Annotated in this window: 13 protein-coding genes; 7 read left to right on the plus strand and 6 right to left on the minus strand. The window is 47.6% G+C overall.

The annotated features are described in order from the left end of the window. Window positions 1–352 precede the first annotated feature (352 nt). Complete coding sequence (locus ACXAH1_RS22530) at window positions 353–1255, plus strand: hypothetical protein (protein WP_475199821.1); 903 nt, start codon at window positions 353–355, stop codon at window positions 1253–1255. 463 nt (window positions 1256–1718) lie between these two features. Here the strand turns inward: ACXAH1_RS22530 and ACXAH1_RS22535 are convergent, their stop codons facing one another. Beyond that, on the minus strand, window positions 1719–1964 hold the full coding sequence (locus ACXAH1_RS22535) for a hypothetical protein (RefSeq protein ID WP_475199823.1): 246 nt from the start codon (window positions 1962–1964) through the stop codon (window positions 1719–1721). 570 nt (window positions 1965–2534) lie between these two features. On the opposite strand from ACXAH1_RS22535, the gene ACXAH1_RS22540 reads away from it, so the two are divergent. From ACXAH1_RS22540 to ACXAH1_RS22560, 5 genes are all read left to right on the plus strand, one after another. Further along, window positions 2535–3845, plus strand: a complete 1311-nt coding sequence (locus tag ACXAH1_RS22540) for an ABC1 kinase family protein (protein WP_475199825.1) — start codon at window positions 2535–2537, stop codon at window positions 3843–3845. A gap of 316 nt (window positions 3846–4161) precedes the next feature. Continuing rightward, entirely contained in the window at window positions 4162–4824 is a 663-nt protein-coding gene (locus ACXAH1_RS22545) for an ABC transporter ATP-binding protein (protein WP_475199827.1), read from the plus strand. Beyond that, on the plus strand, window positions 4815–7346 hold the full coding sequence (locus tag ACXAH1_RS22550; RefSeq protein ID WP_475199829.1) for an ABC transporter permease: 2532 nt from the start codon (window positions 4815–4817) through the stop codon (window positions 7344–7346). Before ACXAH1_RS22545 ends, ACXAH1_RS22550 begins: the two co-directional genes overlap by 10 nt. Window positions 7347–7348: 2 nt before the next feature. Continuing rightward, complete coding sequence (locus ACXAH1_RS22555; RefSeq protein ID WP_475199832.1) at window positions 7349–8737, plus strand: FG-GAP repeat domain-containing protein; 1389 nt, start codon at window positions 7349–7351, stop codon at window positions 8735–8737. A gap of 175 nt (window positions 8738–8912) precedes the next feature. Further along, window positions 8913–11519 (plus strand): serine hydrolase, encoded by a 2607-nt coding sequence (locus ACXAH1_RS22560; protein ID WP_475199835.1) that lies wholly within the window; start codon window positions 8913–8915, stop codon window positions 11517–11519. A gap of 47 nt (window positions 11520–11566) precedes the next feature. On the opposite strand, the gene ACXAH1_RS22565 is transcribed toward ACXAH1_RS22560, so the two are convergent. From ACXAH1_RS22565 to ACXAH1_RS22575, 3 genes are read right to left on the minus strand one after another with little or no spacing between them, the layout of a single operon-like run. Beyond that, the gene (locus ACXAH1_RS22565; protein WP_475199837.1) at window positions 11567–11971 is read right to left on the minus strand and encodes a hypothetical protein; all 405 of its coding nucleotides are present in this window, start codon (window positions 11969–11971) and stop codon (window positions 11567–11569) included. 10 nt (window positions 11972–11981) lie between these two features. Then, window positions 11982–12494 (minus strand): N-acetyltransferase family protein, encoded by a 513-nt coding sequence (locus tag ACXAH1_RS22570; protein WP_475199840.1) that lies wholly within the window; start codon window positions 12492–12494, stop codon window positions 11982–11984. Next, window positions 12487–12711, minus strand: coding sequence for a DoxX-like family protein (locus ACXAH1_RS22575; protein WP_475199843.1), 225 nt, complete (start codon window positions 12709–12711; stop codon window positions 12487–12489). Before ACXAH1_RS22575 ends, ACXAH1_RS22570 begins: the two co-directional genes overlap by 8 nt. Before the next feature lie 22 nt (window positions 12712–12733). On the opposite strand from ACXAH1_RS22575, the gene ACXAH1_RS22580 reads away from it, so the two are divergent. Further along, window positions 12734–13951 carry a serine hydrolase domain-containing protein gene (locus ACXAH1_RS22580; protein WP_475199846.1) on the plus strand — a complete coding sequence of 406 codons (1218 nt, stop codon included), beginning with the start codon at window positions 12734–12736 and terminating at the stop codon, window positions 13949–13951. Here ACXAH1_RS22580 and ACXAH1_RS22585 read toward each other — a convergent pair. After that, complete coding sequence (locus ACXAH1_RS22585) at window positions 13935–14510, minus strand: FMN-binding negative transcriptional regulator (protein WP_253047446.1); 576 nt, start codon at window positions 14508–14510, stop codon at window positions 13935–13937. The genes ACXAH1_RS22580 and ACXAH1_RS22585 overlap by 17 nt on opposite strands. Next, window positions 14507–15082 (minus strand): GNAT family N-acetyltransferase, encoded by a 576-nt coding sequence (locus ACXAH1_RS22590; RefSeq protein WP_475199848.1) that lies wholly within the window; start codon window positions 15080–15082, stop codon window positions 14507–14509. Before ACXAH1_RS22590 ends, ACXAH1_RS22585 begins: the two co-directional genes overlap by 4 nt. Window positions 15083–15126: the final 44 nt, after the last annotated feature.

A 15126-nucleotide genomic window follows, 5' to 3' on the forward strand; every position in this document is an offset into this window, starting at 1 on the left:
CTCACGATGCGCTGGAAGACATGACTCCAGTTGGCTACCTTGAGGCAGCATAATTCTACTAATGAGCTGTACTAGGTTGGGTGGAGTTACAGATGTACAGAGTAGTTTGTATAAATGTATGACGGCTGGTTAGATTTCATCGAACGCTGTGCCGCATGATCTTCTTGCATTTGCTTTGGAGAGAGGATAGCCTTGATGTCGGAATGGCGCTTTTAGTTAGCGTCGGCAGGCAGGTAAAACTGGCTTGGTTGTGGCCGACCATCAACAAACATATACCCTCATGAAGTTTCATTCATTTTTTGAATGCATTGGAGTTTAAACGGCCACCGGAACTGATGCAGAGGAACAAAAAATGAAATTCGATAACGTATCTCTAAAAACGACCGCTCATGCTTTTCATGCATATACAGAAGAGAAATCTTTATCCCTGAAGTCAAAGTGCAGAACTTTTGATTTGTGGGCACAGATACTTGCTGGTAAAAATTACTCTTCACTTATGGCGCAATTGGCAGAATCCCCTGTGGAGCTCGAGCTATCTGTAGAAAGCGCTATCTGTATGTTTAAGGCTAGAAACCGTGTCATAGATGAAGGTTTGGCTACAGAAGTTTTCGCTAACACGATACAAACCTGTTTATATGATTTGTGTCCAGTTTCGTCGGCAGTTGTTGATGTGTTGAAGAACCAGTCTGACATGAGCCTAATGTGTGTCGATACTAACAGAGTTGCATTTATTAAAGAGAATAACCCAGGTTACGGACCTATAAGAGATTTGGAGTTCTCGGGTTATATTGCGGCAAGCGATCATCGAAACATTCTTTTGAAATTAGCGTCACAATCATTTGAGCGACAACTTACAATTTTCGGTTCAAATTTGCAGCAAAGAGCTCTAATAAATGAGCAAAGGTTCGAAAGCCGTGTTCGTGAAGATCGAGTTGGTTTCAGTGAGTTTTTATCTGGATATTTGTACAAAGAGCTTAAGTTAGACATGGAGTACGCAATTGTTGAAGCGTACGTATATGACGGTACTGTAGCATATTTCAATATGTTGCCAGAGGAATCGAGACCATTCGATTTTGAATTAATCAAAATTGCTGACTTTATTGAAAGTATTGCTGGTTCAGCTGCTTCTACCTTAGATGATTATTTAAGTTTTATGGAAGAACCTTTGGAAGCCAAAGATTTTGAAAATTTAATCATGAGAAAGCTCGATATTTACTTCCCGGACAATGTAAGTAACATCACCCCGAGTAAATAGGAGCGATGCGAGATAGTCACAGGGCGGCTTCCCAATCGTCAACTTCTTGTCGAAGGTAATGATTGGGTCTGCTCTGTATTTTAACCTTTGGGAATAATGCTCTGTTACCCTGCTTTTTAGTTTGCCAACGGTACAAGGTGATAGCGGTAATATCAAAGCGTTCCAGTATCTCTGGAGTTGTCATATATTTTTTATTAAACTCGCTTTTCTAAATTTTATGCTGCTATTTTGATGGCGTTTAGCCTCCAAAGGGTAAGCAAACAGGTTATTGGACCTTGAACTGTGGCATGGATGGACAACATGAAAGATCCTTCTATATTGCATGTTGGGTTCCATAAGCCAATGTTGGAATAGAGGCAGGCGCTCAACTCTGAACGCCTGTTGAGTATTTAAGCCAGGCGAGGGCGCCCACCCTGATCACCAGTCCCTGTTGTCGCGAGTGTTTCAGTCGTCGGCTTAATGATTATGCCGCCACTGTTTGAGATGCGAGGGCCAGGCCCTTGCTACCAGTCGATGCAACCATATTTGATGCAGGATCGCCGCCTTGGTTTCCACCGCCAGTTGTGGCTATTAAGTGTGTATCAGGTTTAATGATAACCCCACCCGTTGCGATAAGCACTGGAGGGCCGCCTTGAACGCCTCCGCCTGTTGTTGCAACTGCTGGGGTGATCATAACTGAAGCAGCAATAGCTAAAATCGTACGTTTCATTTATTTGCTTTTCCCTAAAATACGAATTATGAAATTTTACATATTGGTTACCATAACGCAAGTATAATAGCTGCTTGGCCTAGTGTAGGGCGGATTTACTCACAGCAAAGTCACAGAAACGGTGGATAACATCACATAAATTCTTTAGGTGTCTGGTGCATTGACCGTCCAGACTTTAATATCAAGCTTCTTGTCTTCGAAGGTTTTTCAATTCTACGTTAGTATCGCTATTTGGTGCTTTTCTTAACAATCAATAAAACGCCTGAGCCTTGTTGAGCGACTTACAGCCCGTAAGGTCAAGCTGGCCTCAATCGACAGCTTAGAGGAATGGCTAGATCGCTCTTTTCCGCCGTGATGTTACGTCTGGCGATAAGGGCTTTGTTTAATCACGCCAGTTAATGATACGCTTTTCTTTCAAAGTTCAGTCTTTTGCGATCTAATCAGACAAGGCTAAATGAGTTCAATGAGTTAGGAAATAATGCCAGGCGGTATACTCATTAGTTGCACCATCTGAACAAAATGTCGGTATCGTACGTAAAAAGAGTTACACCAAGACACAGGAGTGGAAATTTGAATAATAAATCGCGGCGCGTTCCATCGGGCAGGTTAAGCAGGCTCGCACATTTTGGCGGTCTGGCGGGTAAAGTTGCTTCTAATGTGATGATTGCAGGTGCCAAGCAGGCATTAAGTGGTCAAAAAGCAAGCCGCTCTGAATTACTGCTACAGCCAGGTAATATCCATGCGGTAGCTGAGAAGTTATCTCACCTGCGCGGTGCGGCTATGAAATTAGGCCAGTTATTGTCTATGGATGCCGGTGAGCTGTTACCTGCTGAGCTGTCTGTGTTACTTGAACGACTCCGCTCTGATGCGGCCCCGATGCCACACAAGCAATTGGTTGCGACCCTGGAAAAAGAGCTGGGCCCCGACTGGCTGGATAAGTTTAGCCATATTGAGTTAAATAGTTTTGCCCGTGCGTCAATTGGTCAGGTCCATAAGGCAACTTCTGAACAGGGTTTGCCGCTAGCGATTAAAGTACAATATCCGGGTGTCGCCGACAGTATCCACAGTGATGTAGACAATGTGGTTAGCCTGATCAAGCTCTCAGGTTTGTTGCCAAAAACTCTGAACATAACGCCGCTGGTTGAAGAGGCAAAGCAGCAGCTGCTGGTGGAGACCGACTATCATCAGGAGGCAAAAGCGCTGAGTGCATTTGAGCAGGCGCTTGCGCATAACCCACATTTTAAGGTACCGAAGAGCTATCCTGCGCTGAGTTCAAAACACCTGTTAACGATGGAGTTTGTTCAGGGTGAGCCGCTTGAAGCTATGACGTCTTTACCGCAGGCAAAGCGCAACCAATTAGCTTATCGCTTGATAGCCTTGTTTTTCACCGAACTGTTTGAGTTAAGAATGGTCCAGACAGATCCTAACCTGGCCAATTACCAGTACAACCGTGACACAGATCAGATTGTACTGCTCGACTTTGGTGCCACCAGGACCATTTCTTCCTCACTGTGCCTGGGTTACAAAAAGCTCCTTCAGGCCGGCGCTGAGCAGAACCGACAGAAACTAAAAGAGGCCGCTTGTGAGATAGGCTATTTTTCTGATGATATAGATCCACACTACCAAAATGCCGTGTTGTCTTTGTTTGAGCTGGCTATTTCACCGCTCAGAGCAAGTGGACCCTTTGATTTTGCCTCCAGTGGCCTGGCAAAGCAGATCAGTGAACAGGGTAGAGCGTTGAGCACTCAGTCCCGGCAGTGGCACACCCCACCGGTAGATGCCCTGTTTATTCATCGTAAGCTGGCTGGCTTATATTTGATAGCCTCGAGACTCAAGGCGAAAGTTGAGCTCAGTCCATTACTCAATGAAATTCAGGATTAACCGTATTATAAATTAGACTGTAATCGCAAACAGGAAGGTAAAAATTAACCACTCAGCTTATGGTTGGATAAAGCGTTGTACCAATGGTAGGGGGCAAGCGTGCAGCGCATTTTGCCTGTCACACAGGGACAGGTGCACTTGATTATGCTGATGAAACAGCTGACTGGGCAGGCTTGTCTTCCAAAGAGTATTGACTACTAAACGGGTATGAACCTTCGCACTGTGAGCGTGTAAAAAAGCGCGGTTGCAATTTCACGTTCCTTTCACACCTGAGGGCGCATGCTGGGTCCACGATTAATGATTCAAGGATTCAGGCATGGCTCTGTCACTCGAGGTCAGCGACCTAACCCACACCATACAGTTACATAATGGTACTCAGCTACCACTGATCAATGCATTGTCACTGCGCGTTGAAGCCGCAGAGCATATTGCTATTGTTGGTGCTTCCGGATGCGGCAAATCAACTTTGTTGTCCTTGCTTGCCGGTCTGGAAGCAACGCAATCGGGCCACGTATGCTACCGCTTTGAAAATCAGACTTTTAAAGCCTCCGAGATACTGTCCCGGTGTGGCTTTGTGTTCCAGCAATTTCATTTGTTGCCTGAGCTAAATGCCCTCGATAATGTCGCATTACCGCTACAGCTAAGAGGCCATAAAGATGCCACCAAGCAGGCCGCTCATTGGCTAACGCAGATGGGCCTGGCAAAGCGGCAGGATCAGGGGGTGAATCAGTTAAGCGGGGGAGAACAGCAAAGGGTTGCGATTGCACGCGCTCTGTGTGTCCAGCCGCGAATATTATTTGCAGACGAGCCAACCGGCAATCTGGATGAGACAACCGCAGAACAGGTGATCACGCTCATGCTGGCAGGCGCCAGGCAAAGCGGCGCGTCATTAATTTTAGTGACGCATGATATGGCTCTGGCAAGGCGAATGGACAGAGCTTATCGTCTCAGCCACGGGAGGCTGACACCATGTCACTAGCACAGACGATGACATCTGATCCCGCTGTTCGCAACCAGGCAATGTCTCCGATACATGCGCTCAGGGTGTTCAACACCTTGCTCTGGAGGCAGATTGTACAAGGTAAATATTGGCTAACGCTCGCTGCCCTGTGTGTTTTATTTGTTTATTTGCTACTCAGCAGCTTACTGGGACAGGGCGTCGAGCGGTTTTTAGCGCAAAATCTGCAATCGACGCTCGGTGCAGACACGCAGGTGACAGTAAGGCGGTCTTGGCAAAAGGCGGAGCTGGACTGGATAACAACACATGCGACTAAATACAGTATGCAGTCTCAGTACCGTGTGACGCTCAGCAATCACGCTCAGCATCAGAGCGCCATTCTAAAGGCCGTGGATAGCAGCTATCCGATTCAGGGAGACATTCACATCAGTGATAGTAAAGGGCTTGATGCGCGGCTTATGCAGCAAGGCCCGGGACTGGGGGAAATCTGGCTTGAGCCAAGGTTAGCAGCAGCTTTGGCGGTAGAGCTGGGAGATTCGCTTGAACTAAACGGCGTGCCGCTGCGTGTTTCTGCTCTACTGCTGCTTGAACCTGACAGGATCCTTGAGGGCCTTGGTAGTGATATGCGTGCTATGGTGTCTCAGTTAAGTCTGCCCGATGGCGAACTGACGCCGCATCTAAGCAGAGCACTGATGCTGCATGACAACGGGCTGCACGCTGCTATCAGGCAATTTCAGTCTAGCGCACCTAGCGTGCAGGTGATCAGTAAATCTTTGAACAATTATCCGCTTGCCAAAGTCTGGGAGCGGGTTCAGAACTTTCTTGGGTTACTCAGTTTGCTTATTGTGCTTTTGACCGTGTTGATCCTGTGGCTATGCAGCCAGGTACAGATCCAGCCACTCAAAAAAAGCGTCTCTGTACTGCTGGCCTGTGGTATGGAGCGTCGTATGTTGCCTGCTTTAGCAATCAGTGCTGGTGCAATCATTCTTATACTCAGTGTGGTCCCCGCACTCTTGCTCGCCTTGCTGGCAAGCTATGGTGTGAGCCATCTGGCGCAACTTTATGTTGACGGGTTCGCGCTGAACTGGCATTGGCAAGATCTGCTTAGTGCCCTTGCATTGGCGACCGCCGTGTACTTTTTCATAGCACTGCCTATGTGGCTGGTGTTGCTCAGAGGTGATATTCGTTCACTGATTGAACAGTGCACTGAGGAAAAGCATATGCGCTGGTTAGCGGTGTGCAGCCCGGCAGGACTGCTGGTTGCACTGATCCTGATTTATACCGACAACTGGCTACTCAGTGGCATGCTGTTGGGTGGATTGGGTTTGTGTGTGGTATTGGTCTTGTTTGTCACCTGGCTGGTGCTGAAATTCAGTGGCTATCTGATGCCAAAACGTTGGGTATTGGCGCATTTTAGCATGTTGCTGTTACGTAAGCGGATGTCGGTCAAGTTGGTACAAATCACGGCGCTAGGCCTAAGTGTGACTTTATTACTGCTGTGTATCAATATGGGCCGGGATGTGACCAATATGCTGGAGCTCTACCTTTATCAGAATCAGGGCAATGTGTTTGTCAGTCGTGCCAATGAGGAACAAAAAACAGCGCTCGAAGCGTTTGTTGATCGGTATCAGGGCAGTATCAAAGAAATGCAGCCCTTTCAGCTGGCTCAGGTGACCCACTTTAACGACGTTGCGGTGGCTGAACGAGATGTGCAGCCCAGTGATACACAGCGCCGTCTGGAACAGCCAATCAATTTGCACTGGCATGCTGATATGCCTGAAAACATCACTCTGACAGAGGGAAGCTGGGATACGACCCCTTCACAGGCGAGTGTTTCTGTTGATCATGAGGTATTCATTGAGTTGGCACTGTCGCTTGGTGACACTGTCTATTTCGATGTCGCTGGTGAGCGGGTTTCAGCCACAATTAACTCTGTACATCAATTTAAACCAGGTGGAAGCTCGGTGACCTTTTGGTTTGTCTTGCAACAAAGCAGAGCACCTCTGTCGAGTGGGCCTGTTTATCATATGGGTAGCATTGAGCTCAATACTGCGGGCACTTCGGCGATTGGGGAGTTATGGCGTGAACATCCTCAGCTCCGTCTTGTCACACTGGATGCGTTACTGGGTAAAATACGCAGTCAGGTCAGGGCACTGATTGCACTGGTCATGAGTTACAGCGTGTTTATTGCCTTACTTAGTAATCTTCTGATGGTTGCGGCCATTCGGACTCATATGGAAAAAGATCAGACCCGTAACGGATTGTTATTGAGCTTTGGCTTAACACCTGGCCAGGGCTTTAGGATCCTTTTGATTGAGTGGCTAACGGTCACTTTGATCCCCACCTTGTGTGCTGTCGCAGCGATATACAGCTTTGTTGATGCATTTTATCGGCAGAATCTGGCGATGTCCTATCAGGGCAGTGTATTGATGATGCTGGTGGAAGCGCTCTCCATCGCACTGGCCATTGCTGCCAGCGGTATCTTGCTTAGTCGCAAACAACTATGCCGCAGTCCCATTGGATTACTCAAAGAAGGACAATGAAAATGAACTTACCACTTTGGTTTTACTGGTTGTTGTTATTGCTTGCAGGTGCTCTGGGGTTCCCATGCCTGGCACAGGCACACATGCTGGGTAGTGCACTGCCGTTACAGTGGCAGCAGGGAGAATCCCGGCATTTGTGGGTAGCAGGGGAAGCGGGTGATGTTGAAACCTATCAATATGATAAAGCAGGCTACCAGTTTGTGAAAACACTCAGGACATCCGATATTAGCGCTGTGGCGATGGACTTAGCGATACTGGCCGGTGAATCTGCCCCTGTCCCTGTGGTGCTGGCACAAGATGGCATCTATCAATATACAAAAAACGGCATAACACCGCTTGTAAAAGCACCGCATTTATATCAGCAAAGTCCCCACTGGTTGCTGAGTACGCTGCGAGATATTCGTTTCAGTATGGATCTGGATGACAACGGCCTGAGTGATTTTATCCTGCCGCATTTTGGTCAGTTAACTTTGTTACTACAACAACAGGATGGCCGTTTTCAGCGGCAGCAGGTGAAGCTTGATCACACTTACGCCCTGAGTACACATCAGTCTGAAAATTACGCGCTGACGATTTCGTTGCCAGGACATTTTGCCCTACTGGATATCAATCAGGATAAGCTGGCGGATCTGACGTTTGCCATCGATGAACAAATATTTGCGCTCAGGCGCACCGAGACCGGATTTTCGGACAGCTTACTGAGCTGGTCATTTGCTACTGCAGATGAAGATAAATCTCGTCAGTTTGGTGCTCTGGTGGATGCCACTGGCGACGGAGTTATTGATTTACTCATTAAGGAATTGGGCGAAGGAGATCCCCACCGGATGCTGATATTGCCTGGGCTTTTTAATCCGGCAACCCGAGTTTGGCAAGTCTCAGATACAACCTCCACGATGTTAAAGATGGATGATGAGCTACTTCACTTTGGGTATGGAGATTTCAATGGTGACGGGCGTACAGATCTATATAGTGTCAGTGCATCGGTGGGACTTGGCAGTGTGTTGTCTCTGATGTCCAATAGAACGCTTGAGTTAGACTTTGCGCTTTATTTACAAGGACATGACGGGCAGTTTAAACGACAGCGCCGTGCCAATAAAACACTGCATATGGCATTGGACTTACAACAAATGTCACAAGATTGGTTATTCAGCGTGACCGATATCAACGGTGATGGGCTCAGTGACTTAATTTTCTTCGATGATGACCAAAAACTCATGCTCTCACTGGGTGAGCGTAAAAATGGTTTGTCACGGCGCAGCCAGCCACTGGCGCTACCTGTCAAAGGTAAACCACGAAAAGTCGTTTTACTCAATAGCACCGACAAGACATCGGTCTGGTTTTTACAGCGTAATGAACAGCGCGAGAAAGTTTATATAAAATACCAACTTTAAAACGGTAAATACCACATTAAGGCACACTTGCTGACAGTTAGCTACAGAGTTGAACAACCTTAGCTAAGCATTCTACAGAATTGTGCACCTCGTTCATTTAGCCTTAAGTCTCCTCATTAGGACCAGCCTGAATTAGCCGGGCTGGAAGACAATTAAAATGGTAAAGGACGAAGGTATGCTTAATTTGATGGGTAATAAGGTGACAGGATGGATGCCACTGAGTCTGGTAAGTGCGGCGTTACTGTTGGCCGGGTGTGGTAACAGCAATGATGATCACGCGCTTACAAAGCACAAGGGCATCTGGGTGCAACAGGGCACGGGTAACTTGTGGCAGTTTGATAGCGACAATTTACGGCGCTTTCAGTATAACCGTTTTGGATGTGTGCTGATTGAGACGCACCCCTACAAAGCGCTGGATGACCTCGACGAGTATATTAAGAGCGACAAAAGTACACTGACGCTTACCACCCATGCGACCAATGACTGGGTGTTTACAAAACAAACTGACATGCGTGAGCAATGTAAACCCAAACAGCGTCTCAGCGGTGTTGATCCGGTGGCAAACTTTGAGTACTTCTGGCACACATTTAACGACTATTATGCGTTTTTTGAGCTCAGAGACATTGACTGGCAGGCAGCCTATACGGCGTACCGGCCGCAGATCAGTGCCGACACATCACCAGAACAGCTTGCGAACGTGTTTGAGGCCATGCTTGAAGATTTCGACGACACGCATGTGTCACTCACAGATGACAAGCGTTTTGAGATCTCAGGTGAAGGTGGCACTGAGTTGTATGAAGATTTAGCCTGGCTTATGCAGCAACGTCATGGCGATGAGTGGGAAGATCATGTCGACGAAGCTTATGACGGACAGCTGAGTGCATTTGCCAGAATGACTGGCTTGTATCTTCTAGATAAAAAGCTGACCCGATACAAAGACAGTAATGCGCTGGGGTGGGGCAAACTGGAAGGCAATTTAGGTTATATTCGGATAGAGCGTGAGGCTGCGATGCTGGCGAACGAAGAGACTGAGGTTGATGAGTTCTTTGCGGTTATTCCGCATGCAAAGCAAGACATCGAAGATACCCGCACTTTAATGGCCGAAGTGATGAAAGACTTGGCTGACAGCGATGGGATCATCATCGATCTGCGAGTAAATGATGGCGGATTTGATGGTGTGTCATTGGAAATTGCGCGATTCTTTAATGACAAAGCACAGACGGTGGCATACAAGCAGATCCTTAATGCCGATTATCAGCAGGATAAGCAGGCGTTAACGCTCAAAGCGGCGCCCGACCAGGCTTATACTAAACCTGTGTATGTGCTGACCGGCGAGCTGGCCTACAGCGCAGGTGAAGTGCTGACTCAAACCCTAAAATCCCTGCCACATGTGACTTTGATCGGCGGTGCGACTAATGGCGCTGTGTCAGATGCACTGGACTTTAAGCTCCCCAATGGCTGGACGGGTTCATTGAGCCATCAAACCTATTCAGACCTTAACAACCAGGTGCTTGAAGTCGCAGGCGTGACGCCTGATATCTCTGTGCCCGTTTATGCGACCAAAGAAGTCGAATGGATGTCTGATAACGTGCTTGATTATGCAATGCAAACCTCGGGTGTGGTACCGAGTCGCGGCTTTGACTTTACCGGCGTAGACCAGATCTTCACTCAGAGCCTTACTGAGATGGACATTCCGGGTGTGGCTGTGGCTGTGATTAAAGATGGCCAGGTCATTTTCGAAAAGGGTTATGGTGTGTCGAACCTTGAGACCAATCAACCCATGACAGCCCATGCGCCAATGAATGTGGGTTCAACCAGTAAAGCGGTAATGGGCACTGGCCTGATGCAGTTGATAGAGCATGGTCAACTCAATTTGGACACTCCGCTGTCTCAAATGAATTTGCCGTTTGAGGTAGGTCATCCAAACTCAGAGCGCGATATCACGCTGAGACATTTGGTGACACATACCTCAGGCATCCGGGATACGTCGCAATACAACTGTAGCTACTATATTCACGGTACCAACTTGTCTTTATATGCTCAGGGAGGTCATGAAAGTTGTGAAGAGACCACACTGACAGATTCGACAGAGTTCTATCAGGCTTATTTATTACCAGATGGTCAGTACTATAGTGAGGATGTATATATAGGTGAAGGCAGTGTGCCAGCAGGTAGTATTCATAATTACAGCAATGTGGGCGCTGGCCTGGCGGGGTATGCCGTTGAGAAGCTACTCAATATCAGTTTGGTAGAGCATATGCAGCAGAACCTGTTTGCCCCGCTGGGAATGAATAATACCCACTGGGATCATACTCAGTTGCCAGAAGAAAATCCAAAATCACCTCAATACACCATAGATATCGAAGGTGTTGCGCATTATGTGCCTGAATTCAGCTACCCGACTTTTTTTGACGGAGACCTGAATTCCACCGCGCACGATCTGGCTCGTTTCTTAATTGCCATCAGTCAGGGAGGCACACTGGACAATGCCAGCGTATTGAGTGAGCAAAGTATTGCGACTATGCTGTCTGTGCAAACTGATGTGCCCACCTACTGGATGGACACACAAGGGCTGTTCTGGTTCTGGCAAGGCCCATTTGTGGGTCATGACGGCGGAGACCCTGGCACCCATACCATTATGAGCTACAACCCCTACACGAAGACGGGCATAGTTGCGCTTGCCAATGCGGAGGATGGTACCTTGGGCAATGGGTCAAACATGCAGCGTTTACAAACACACCTGGCTGCATTCTATCGTGCCGGTGTGGCGCATCAGGATTAACTTATCCTTGTGATACAGCAGAAGGAGGGCTTATGCCCTCCTTTTTGCTATAATAAAGTGAAGCCTTGTGGTGCTTTAGGTGCTTCAAATTGATACAAGTTTACATAAATCGTGACGGGCTTTTTCTGGCCCTCATAGCTAAGTTCATACTGATCCAGCATACCACCACCAAAAAGCATAGATTTATCTTCAAACGGGCAGCAGCTGCCTAGTCGTTTTACCTCGACGGGCTCGCCATTAGGGCCGGTCAGGCTCTGAAAATAGTCAATATGGCTGCCTTCATACTTGGAGCCACGCAAAAAGCCGCCCAGTTTGATTGGTTTGTGTGGCACAAAGCCATACTCAGGGTCGCTTGCGGTAAACTCGGCGTTGCCTGTAATACCTCGCTCAGATGATGTGGCCTGACAGCCGCTTAGCAGCGCGAAAAAGAAAATCAGGAGTATGTACTTCATTATATGTTCCTTATAGGGAAATTTTATAAACGTTGTTATTGATTGTACTACCGAATGCCTCGAAACTAAGAGTACCAATTTGCTGTGCGCCCAGCCGACGATAAAACTGATTGGCTGCATTTTCTGTCCAGGTGTAAAGCCACATAGGCTTGCCAAACTGCCGCGCGACCTGGTTTAGCAAAGCACGACCCAGCCCTGAGCCCTGAAATGGCTTGTCTACGTAAAGTTTTTCGACTTCATAGCCATTGTCTGATGTCTGATAGTGAGCGCTAAGGTTGAGTAGTACAAAACCTTGTAACACGCCAGCCTGCTCACTGACAAGCAGCCGGTAGTCAGGCCGCTCAAGCAAAGACCGAAAATAGTCAGGGGTGAAGGTGTTGTTCGCATACTCGATATATTCAGGCTTAACTTGGTCTTTGGCGTAAGTGTCCAGCCAGACCCGAGCAGCCAATAGAGCCAGGCTTTGACAGTCCTGGGTTTTTGCATGTCGGATCTCATAATTGTGTTTTTTATTTTTATTCACGAGAAGTTGTCTTTTTTAACGGCACTTTGGGCAATAATAAAGCGCTTAGCATTATCAGGGGAAGGTTGGTGGTGAGCGGATTAAATGCTTCAAACAAAATCACAGGATGCAATACGTCTACCGCCAGTAATAAGCCAACCAATGCAATAATATTCAAATGGATATATTGCTTAGTGTATGTATTTGTACCGAAATTTAAAGTAGTTTGTAGGCACAATAATAGACAAGGAAATCAACTGATGGGTATTAAAACGGGGCAACCAGGTGTGTGGCTTGCCATGCTGATCTGGTTAGTCAGCAGTTGTGGCGGGACGCAACGCGCTGTATACAGTGAAGTCAGGCAGCCTGAAAACGGTCTTCACAGGCAGATAGACCCCTTGCTGGTAGATTTAGTATCGGACTTTATCCCGGGTGTAAGCGTGTATATTGAAACATCAGGTGAGCGCTATTATGGAAGCGCCGGATATGCCGACCTCCAGACTCAGGCGCCCATGACCAGCCAGACCCGGATCCCCAATGGCAGTGCAGGCAAAAAGCTAGTGGGCTTGCTGGTGGCCATACTGGATGATAAAAAGTTGCTGAGTCTCGATGAGCCTGTATTGCCCTGGGTGCCGAAATATATGGTGGGCCGCATCCAGAATCTTGAAACCATGACATTGCGTCAGCTGCTAAATCACAGCGCCGGGATCGTTGAATACAATGATGTGGGTGAGCTGGATTTTATTCGAGCGCAACTGGCAGACGAGGCGCACCGTAAGGGCAACCGTTTTGCATTGCAGTTTGTTCTGGGACAGCCTGCTTATTTTGAACCAGGCCGTGGGTTTGCCTATTCAAATTCGGGGTATGTATTGGCGGGCGTGGTTATAGAAAACAAGTTAAAACAACCTCTTGGTCGACTATTGCACGAGCATGTCCTTGAGCCGCTGGGTTTGACTGAGACCTTTGTAAAAGGGTATGACGTCGCGGCAGATGACGTGGCATCCGGCTATTTCTTTAACATGGAGGAGCCCGACTTTGTGCTGCCATACCGTGAGCGTTACAACACAAAACAGCTGATTGTGAATACGGCACTGGCCGATGCGCCGGTTTCATCCAGTGCACGGGATATGGCAACGTTACTCAAAGCCATCGTTGTTAAAAAGCCCCCTGTTAATGAGCGCATTTATCGCAATATGGTCGGCGATGCACATTTACAAACAGCTCGTTGGTTGCCGAACTTTTTGCATGCTGAGCTGTATTATGGCTTAGGGGTGATGGTTGAAAAGCACGATGACGGTGTCTTGTATCATCATGGCGGCAATGAGTTTGGCTATATTACACAAAGTGTCTACCTGGCCGAGCAGGATGTGGCGATCGGATTGATCGCCAATTGTGGGGCTCAGGATGAGTGTGATGAACCGATTATTGCACTGACACAAACACTGATCGCGCATTTTGCTGCTAATAATAGCGACTAAGTGGGTTGCCCTGAGCTTCAAGCAGGTGCGCTATAGCTTGGCGGATGTCGCTATTTTTATTCTGGCTAAGTTTAAATGTGCCTGTAATTGACTCTATCTCTATTTTGAAAAAAAACAGCTGCGAGAATAGCTTAGCAATCTGACTTTCACTGAGTACCGACATATCCCAGGGATTAACGGGCGACTCAAATTGCTTTAGCTGGTGCAGTAACGCTGAACGTTTCTCCTCCGGATGTGTGATTTCCGAGAGTTGTCCGTGGACATGAACTGTGGCGTAATCCCAGGTTGGCAGCGGCAACCCCGTTACCTGACTGGGGGATAAATAAGCATCCGGTCCTCTGAACAAAACATGCAAGTGTGTTTTGTCCAGTCTGGTAAGTGGGTTCGCCGGGTTTGCATGCCCCAGCAGGTGGGTTTTTTCATTGTTCAGGCTTAAAGACATATGCACAAAAGGCGTGTCAGACTCCCCAACAACCAAAGTTGCGAGGGGATGCTCCGCTATCAGTTGCCACAGGCGCTCTGTGTTGTGTTCAGAAAATGCGGTACGTGGATAACTCATAACCAACCCTCCAGTTTGTTTTTTACCTGAGGCCACATGTCATCGGTGATAACGAACTGGGCGGTATTGCGAAATGCATCAGTTGCAATGCGTTGATCCTTCAAGATTAAACCTTCAAATTGCGCACCCAAACGGGCGATAGCCGACCGTGACTTTTGATTGTGTTCATGTGTACGCAGCTGCACGCGCACCAGGCCCAGAGTTTCAAAAGCATGCTTGAGTAGTAAGTACTTTGTATGTGTATTTATGTGGCTGCGCTGCCACTGTTCGCCAATAAAAGTATGGCCAATTTCAGCACTTAGGTTCGTCTGGTGCAGTCTGAATAAACGTGTGCTGCCCGCTATACTGTTAGTTGCTTTGTCGACAATCACCAGAGGTAACTGGGCATTGGGATCGAACTGAGCAGACTGTTCAAACCACTGTGTAAGTTTATCATTTGACTGACAATAATTATCCAGCACCCAGGTCCAGAGCGCGGTTTGTTCGCCAAAATTACGCAAGTGTGGCAGGTGAGCTCGTGTAAGTGGTTCCAGACGTACTTTTTCTGATGACAGAGTTATCAATTTCAACATCCGCTTTTCCTTTATTCACTGCTAACTATGTGTGATCAGAGTAG

Source organism: Pseudoalteromonas sp. AWH4_217, assembly GCF_056161105.1.